The following is a 7,313-nucleotide window of genomic DNA, read 5'->3' as shown; positions in this document are numbered from 1 at the left end:
AGCGAGATGACCGTGTTCATCGCCACGTAGATGATCGAGTTCAGGAACGGCCAGTACCACGTCGGGTCCGTAAAGATCGTGGCGTAGTGCTCCAGTGTGAAGTCCGCCGGCCACAGCCGGAACGAGCTGAGGATCTCCGGCGTCGGCTGGAAGGACATCTTCACCAGCCAGTACAGCGGCAGCATCAGGAAGAGCAGGTACAGCCCGAGCCAGATGTAGCGCACGCGGGAGGCGCCCGAGGATTTCAGACGCCGGCGTCCGGCAGCGGGCGGTGTTGCGGTTGATCGACGCTCACTCATGGCACCGCCTCACTTGTTGTCCTTACCGATGTTGGTGATCGCCTGGTAGAAGACGTAGCTGAACAGCAGGATGATCAGGAAGTAGATGATCGAGTACGCGCCGCCCGGGCCGAGGTCGCTCTGCATGATGGCAATGGTGTTGAGCTGCTGGCTCAGGAAGGTCGTCGACGAACCCGGCCCGCCGCCGGTGAGCGTGAACGGCTCGGCGTAAATCTTGAAGCTGTCCATGAAGCGCAGCAGGACCGCGATCATCAGCACGCCCTTGAGCTTGGGCAGCTCGATGTAGCGGAAGATCGCCCAGCGCGAGGCGCCATCGATGCGCGCGGCCTGGTAGAAGGCGTCCGGGATGGACTGCAGCCCGGCGTAGGCGAGCAGCACCGCCAGCGAGGTCCAGTGCCAGACCTCCATGGCCATGACCGTCAGCCAGGCGTCCAGCGGATCGCCGGTGTAGTTGTAATCGATGCCGAGGGCGTTGAGCGCCACGCCGAGCAGCCCGATCCCGCCGCGGCCGAACACCTGCCAGATGGTGCCGACCACGCGCCAGGGCACCAGTAGCGGCAGCGCCAGCGCCACCAGCGCCGCCGAGGAGGCGACGCCGCGCTTGGGCATGCACAGCGCAATGCCGACACCCAGCGGTATCTCGATGAGCAGGACCAGCCCGGAGAACAGCAGCTGGCGGCCGAAGGCGGCCTGCAGCTCCGGGTCCGTGAGGATGTCCACGTACCATTCCGTACCGACCCAGATGGCCTGGCCGCGGAAGAAGTCCTGGAACGAATAGTTGACGACCGTCATCAGCGGGATGATCGCGCTGAACGACACCACCAACACCACCGGAAGCACCATCAGCCAGGCGCGTTGATTGACGGGTCTGTGCATGGTTGTTTCTCCTCCCGCTACCGCGTCAGCCCACCAGCTGCTCGTCGGCGTAAAGCTTGGTCCACTCCGGCGGGAACACGAGCTCGGCCCCCTCGGACGGGGCGGCGGTGTCCTCGTCGAGCTTGAGGCTGAGCCGCCGGCCCTCGCCCATCTCCACCGTCGCGATCTGGTAGTTACCGAGGTCCTCCACCTCCAGCACCCGCGCCGGCACGCCGCGCTCGCCCTCGCCGGCGAAACGCAGGAACTCCGGACGGATGCCGATCCTCAGAGCGCCGGTCTGCGCGCCGGCGCACTCGACCACGTCCGCGGGGAGCTCGATGGCGTGGCCGTCAACCAGCGCGCGGCCGCCCTCCAGGCGGCAGTCGAGGAAATTCATCCCCGGGCTGCCGATGAAGTACCCCACGAAGGTGTGCTCGGGACGCTCGAAGAGCTCCTGCGGCGTGCCGAGCTGGACCACGCGGCCCTCGTAGAGCACCACGACCTTGTCGGCGAAGGTCAACGCCTCGGTCTGGTCGTGGGTGACGTAGACCAGCGTGAGCCGGAGCTGCTCGTGGATCTCCTTGAGCTTGCGCCGCAACTGCCACTTGAGGTGCGGGTCGATGACCGTGAGCGGCTCGTCGAACAGCACCGCCGCCACGTCCTCGCGCACCAACCCGCGCCCCATGGAGAGCTTCTGCTTGGCATCCGCGCCCAGGCCAGCGGCCTTGGCGTCGAGGGAATCGGAGAGATCGAGCATCTCCGCGATCTCAGTGGTGCGCTCGCGGATGCGGGCGGCGGGAACGCCGCGGTTACGCAGAGGGAAGGCGAGGTTCTCGCGCACGGTCATCGTGTCGTAGATGACCGGGAACTGGAACACCTGCGCGATGTTGCGGTGCTCCGGCGGCAGGTCCGTGACGTCCTCGCCGTCGAAGAGCACCCGCCCCTCGCTCGGGCGCACCAGCCCGGAAATGATGTTGAGCAGCGTCGTCTTGCCGCAGCCCGAGGGGCCGAGCAGTGCGTACGCGCCGCCGTCCTCCCAGACGTGGTCCATGCGCCGCAGCGCGTAATCCGCCGGCCCCGCGGGACGCGCCATGTAGGAATGGGCCAGCTTCTCCAGATCGATTCGGGCCATCTCGGCTCTCTCCTCAGGCGTCCACGCGGCGTCGGGTCGGCGACGCCATCAACCGGCCGTCGTCGTCGAATGCGAAAAGGTGCCGCGGGTCGACGTGCACCGACAGCGTCTGACCCAGCTCGAACGGGTGCGCCCCCGAGGCCTGCACTACCCACTCGGCCTCGCCCCGGCGCATGTGGATAAAGGTCTCCGAACCGGTGATCTCGGCGATGTCCACGTCGCCGCGCACCACCAGGTCCGCGTCGGTACGGGGCGCCACGGTGACGTGGGACGGCCGAACGCCGACGCGGTAACGCCCGGGCGCGAGCTGCGCGAAGTGTGCCGGCCGCTCGACCGGCTCGTTATCGCCGACGCGGACAAGCCCGTCATCCACGCGCGCCTCGAACAGGTTCATCGGCGGATCGCTGAACACCTGGGTCACCGCGACCGAGGCCGGGTGGTGATAGACGTAGGGGGTCGCGCCGTACTGGATCAGCTCGCCTTCGTGGAGCACGGCGGTATTGCCGCCGAGGGTCAACGCCTCCATGGGATCGGTGGTGGCGTAGACGACGATGGCGTCGCGCTCGCGGAAGATCTCGCGCATCTCCTCGCGGAGCTCCTCGCGGAGCTTGTAGTCGAGGTTCACCAGCGGCTCGTCCATGAGCAGCAGGTCCGCGTCACGCACCAGCGCGCGGGCCATCGCGAGGCGCTGCTGCTGGCCGCCGGAAAGCTCGCCCGGCATGCGCTCGAGCAGGTGCTCGATGTGCAGCCGCTCCGCCTCGCGGTGCACACGCTCGCGGATCTCCTGGCGGCCGAGCCTGGCGAGCTTGAGCGGCGAGGCAATGTTGTCGAAACAGGTGAACGCCGGGTAGTTGATGAACTCCTGGTAGACCATCGCCACGTTGCGCTTGCGCACCGGCACGCGCGTGACGTCGCGCCCGTTCATCACGATCCGGCCGCTGCTCGGCCTGTCCAGCCCGGCCATGAGGCGCATCACCGAGGTCTTCCCCGCCCCGGTGAGGCCGAGCAGCACGTTGAAGCTGCCGGGTTCGACGGACAGTGAAAGGTCGTAGAGGTGGGTGTCGCCGCCCACGACCTTTCTGACATGCTCCAGTGATAGCGTCACTGCGGATCTCCTCCTCGCAATTCCCCGGGCGCACGCATCGTGTTCCTCAGACGCGATGCGCGGCGCCCCTGTCTGCTAGCCGTCCTGCTCGGGCACGGCGTCGACGGCGTCACCGCCTGCCGGGAGTGTGAACGCCTCGAACCACTGCTGCACGCGCGCGCGCGCCGCGACATCCAGCCGCAGCCCGAGCTTGCTGCGCCGCCACAGGGCGTCGTCCGCGGTCTGCGCCCACTCCTCGTCGCGCAGGTAGGACAGCTCCGCCTCGTAGAGGTCGTCGCCGAAATGCTCGCCCAACCCGTCCAGACCATCCGCCGTGCCGAGTATCCGCTCGATGCGGGTGCCGTAGTTGCGCGCCAGCCGCCAGGCGAGGCGCTCCGGCAGCCACGGATAACGGCTCAGGACGGCCTCGAGGAACGCCCCGAAATCCGCGTCCGGCATGTCCCCGCCCGGCAGTGAGGCCTCGCCGGTCCAGTCACGCCCGGAGCCGCCGAGCTCGGGGACGAGCTTGTCCATGGCCTCCCGCGCGAGCGTGCGGTAGGTGGTGAGCTTGCCGCCGAATACGTTGAGCAGCGGCGCCGCCCGGGTATCGAGTTCCAGCAGGTAGTCCCGGCTGACCGCCGAGGCGTTGTCGTTGTCGTCCTCGTCGTAGAGCGGGCGCACCCCGGAGTACGTCCACACCACGTCCTCCGGGCGCAGCTGGTGCTCGAAGTAGCGGTTCACCGCCTCGCAGAGGTATTCGATCTCCTCGCGGGACGCCTCCGCCTCCGCGGGATTGCCCTCGTGGACGACGTCCGTCGTGCCGATGAGGGTGAAGTCCTGCTCGTAGGGGATGGCGAAGACGATGCGCCCGTCGGTGTTCTGGAAGATGTAGGCATATTCGTGGTGGAACAGCCGCGGCACCACGATGTGGCTGCCCTTGACCAGATGGACGTCGCGGCTCTGCTCGATGCCGGCGGCCTCGCCGAGGAAACGGCCCACCCACGGGCCCGCGGCGTTGACGATACCGCGGGCGCGCACCGACCACTCCCGGCCGGTGCGGGTGCACTGCAGGGTCGCCTCCCAGGCGTCGCTGTCCCGCCGGGCGGCGATGCAGCGCGTGCGTGTCATCACCCGCGCACCGCGCTCGGCGGCGTCCCTGGCGTTGAGCACGACCAGCCGCGCGTCCTGGACCCAGCAGTCGGAATACACGAAGCCGCGCCGGAAACCGGGAGCCAGGGGCTCCCCCGCGACGTGGCGGGTCAGGTCGATGCCCGAGGAGGACGGCAGCCGGCGGCGACCGCCGAGATGGTCATAGAGGAACAGGCCGAGCCGGATCATCCACGCCGGGCGGAGTTCGCGCACATGGGGCATGACGAAGCGCATTGGCCAGATGATGTGCGGTGCGATACCGAGCAGCACCTCCCGCTCCTGCAGCGCCTTGCGCACGAGCCGGAACTCGTAGTACTCGAGGTAGCGCAACCCGCCGTGGACGAGCTTGGTACTCGCCGAGGAGGTGAAGTTCGCGAGATCACCCTGCTCGCAGAGCGCCACGGACAGCCCTCTGCCGGCGGCGTCGCGGGCGATACCGGCACCGTTGATGCCCCCGCCCACGACCAGCAGATCGAATGTCTCTCTCCTCGCCATGCGTGCTCCGTTCCGCACCGCCCACGCCGCCGGTGGCAGTCCCGCCGCGGGGTGTTGTCATGTTCGGTATCTAACCTAGCACGCGTCTGTATATTTTCAAATCACTACATTAATTTTCGTTTGAACATTCTTCGGGGGATTCGTCACGAACGCGTCGCACCGCCGGCGCAGTGCCGTCGGCGGCGGCCACCACCACCGAGCCACCGCCTTCGGCAAGGCAGCGCTGCATCGCCGACGGCGGCTCGCTGTCGGTGAACAGCACATCCACCTCCGAGAGATGACCGAGGCGCACCATCGCGTTGCGGTGGAACTTGGTGTGGTCGGCGACCAGGAATATAGTGCGCGAGTGCGCCATGATCGCCTGCAGCACCCGGACCTCCCGGTAATCGAAATCGAGCAGCGTGCCGTCGTCATCGATACCGGAGATGCCCATGACGGCGAAGTCGACCTTGAACTGCTTCATGAAGTCGATGGTCGCCTCGCCGGTCACGCCGCGATCGCGGTGACGCACCACGCCGCCGGCGATGATGACCTCGAAGGTAGCGTTGTCGCTGAGGATATGGGCCACGTTGAGGTTGTTGGTGATCACCCGCAGCCCGGCATGTCCGAGCAGCGCCTTGGCGACCTCCTCGGTGGTCGTGCCGAGGGTGAGGAACAGCGAGGCCTGGTCCGGTATCCTCGCCGCCACCTCCCGGGCGATGCGCTGCTTCTCCTCGAGGCAGCGCACCTGACGGTGGGCGTAGGCGTCGTTCTCCACCGTCGAGGGCAGTCCCGCACCGCCATGAAAACGCCGCAGCCGCCCGAGCCGGCACAGCGCGTTGACGTCCCGGCGAACCGTCTGCGCAGTCACCCCGAAATGCTCGGCGAGGGCCTCGACGGAGACGAACCCCTGCTGCCGGACGAACCCCAGGATCGCCTGCTGACGCTGGTTGAGTGCCGGCTGCTCGGCGCCTTCGGTCATACTTCCTCCCGTTGACGGTCCGGCGTGATTACAGTTTACTTTCCCTGTTCGCAAACGAACATGCCAGTGGTTTTTGCGAACCACCACTGGCGCATTTATAGCGCCTCCCGCGCCACGCTGCACATAACGGCGACGGCCTGGACACGGGAGAACGCGGCACCGGAGGAGAGTCATGGCGCAGCAGCAGGCCATTCTGGCCATCGATCAGGGCACGACGAGCTCGCGGGCGATCGTTTTCGATCTCGAAGGCCGGATCGTGTCGAGCGCGCAGCAGGAGTTCCCGCAGCATTACCCGCACAGCGGCTGGGTGGAGCACGACCCGGAGGACCTCTGGCAGTCCACCGTTTCCGTCTGCCGCCAGGCGATGGACGACGCGGCCGAGCGCGGCGCGACAGTGGTCACCCTGGGAATCACCAACCAGCGCGAGACCACCGTGATCTGGGACCGGGACACCGGCCACGCCGTCGCCCCGGCGATCGTCTGGCAGGACCGCCGGACCGCCGACTGGTGCGCGGAGCTACGCGGACAGGGCGCCGCGGCAACGGTCACCGAGCGCACCGGGCTGCTGCTCGACCCCTACTTCTCGGCGACCAAGATCGCCTGGATCCTGGACAACGTCCCCGGCACGCGGGAGCGTGCCCGGGACGGCCGGCTCGCCTTCGGCACCGTGGACAGCTGGCTGCTGTGGCGGCTCACCGGCGGGCGGGTCCACGCCACCGACGCCACCAACGCATCGCGCACGATGCTGTTCAATATCCGCGAGCAGCACTGGGACGACGACCTCCTCGCACTCTTCGACGTACCCCGGGCCCTGCTGCCCGCGGTGCACGACAGCGCGGCGGACTTCGGCGAGACCCTGCCGAACATCTTCGGCCGGAGCATCCCGGTACGCGGTATCGCCGGCGACCAGCACGCCGCCGTAGTCGGCCAGTGCTGCTTCTCACCGGGCATGGTGAAGAGCACCTACGGCACCGGCTGCTTCGCGCTGCTCAACACAGGCGACACGCCGGTCGCCTCCAGCCATCATCTGCTCACCACCCTCGCCTACCGCATCGACGGCCGGCCGACCTACGCGCTGGAGGGCTCGATATTCGTCGCCGGTGCGGCGCTGCAGTGGCTGCGCGACGGCCTCGGCGTGATCACCACCGCAGCGGAGTCGGAACGCCTTGCCCGCGAGCTGCCGGACAACGCCGGGGTCTACATGGTGCCCGCGTTCACGGGCCTGGGCGCCCCGCACTGGGACCCGGACGCCCGCGGCGCGATCTTCGGCCTGTCCCGGGACACCGGCGTCGCGGAGCTCGCCCGCGCGGCGCTGGAGTCCGTGTGCTACCAGACCCA

At 68.0% G+C, this 7,313-nt stretch carries 6 protein-coding genes and 1 pseudogene; 1 reads left to right on the top strand and 6 read right to left on the bottom strand.

Annotated features, from left to right (window positions below):
- From G7A99_RS14905 to G7A99_RS14880, 6 genes and pseudogenes are all read right to left on the bottom strand, one after another.
- A pseudogene (locus tag G7A99_RS14905) lies at positions 1-299 on the bottom strand (hypothetical protein); the annotation flags it as partial.
- 9 nt (positions 300-308) lie between these two features.
- Entirely contained in the window at positions 309-1,175 is an 867-nt protein-coding gene (locus tag G7A99_RS14900; protein WP_018719766.1) for a carbohydrate ABC transporter permease, read from the bottom strand.
- A gap of 25 nt (positions 1,176-1,200) precedes the next feature.
- Positions 1,201-2,286, bottom strand: a complete 1,086-nt coding sequence (locus G7A99_RS14895) for an ABC transporter ATP-binding protein (RefSeq protein WP_018719767.1) — start codon at positions 2,284-2,286, stop codon at positions 1,201-1,203.
- Positions 2,287-2,299: 13 nt separating this feature from the next.
- Complete coding sequence (locus G7A99_RS14890) at positions 2,300-3,391, bottom strand: ABC transporter ATP-binding protein (RefSeq protein ID WP_026321277.1); 1,092 nt, start codon at positions 3,389-3,391, stop codon at positions 2,300-2,302.
- Positions 3,392-3,466: 75 nt separating this feature from the next.
- On the bottom strand, positions 3,467-5,014 hold the full coding sequence (gene glpD, locus G7A99_RS14885; RefSeq protein ID WP_163141520.1) for a glycerol-3-phosphate dehydrogenase: 1,548 nt from the start codon (positions 5,012-5,014) through the stop codon (positions 3,467-3,469).
- A 109-nt stretch (positions 5,015-5,123) separates the two neighbouring features.
- Positions 5,124-5,975, bottom strand: coding sequence for a DeoR/GlpR family DNA-binding transcription regulator (locus G7A99_RS14880; RefSeq protein WP_163141517.1), 852 nt, complete (start codon positions 5,973-5,975; stop codon positions 5,124-5,126).
- A 172-nt stretch (positions 5,976-6,147) separates the two neighbouring features.
- Between G7A99_RS14880 and G7A99_RS14875 the strand changes: the two genes are divergently transcribed.
- The coding region (locus G7A99_RS14875) for a glycerol kinase GlpK (protein WP_163141514.1) at positions 6,148-7,313 on the top strand (1,166 nt) is incomplete at its 3' end.

It is taken from the genome of Arhodomonas sp. KWT (genome assembly GCF_010993615.1).
This window is presented reverse-complemented; position numbering and strand designations above follow the sequence as displayed.

Coding starts and splice junctions, on each gene's coding strand:
- G7A99_RS14895 (WP_018719767.1), bottom strand. CDS start 2,286: ATGGCCCGAATCGATCTGGAGAAGCTGGCCCATTCCTACATGGCGCGT.
- G7A99_RS14880 (WP_163141517.1), bottom strand. CDS start 5,975: ATGACCGAAGGCGCCGAGCAGCCGGCACTCAACCAGCGTCAGCAGGCG.
- G7A99_RS14900 (WP_018719766.1), bottom strand. CDS start 1,175: ATGCACAGACCCGTCAATCAACGCGCCTGGCTGATGGTGCTTCCGGTG.
- glpD (WP_163141520.1), bottom strand. CDS start 5,014: ATGGCGAGGAGAGAGACATTCGATCTGCTGGTCGTGGGCGGGGGCATC.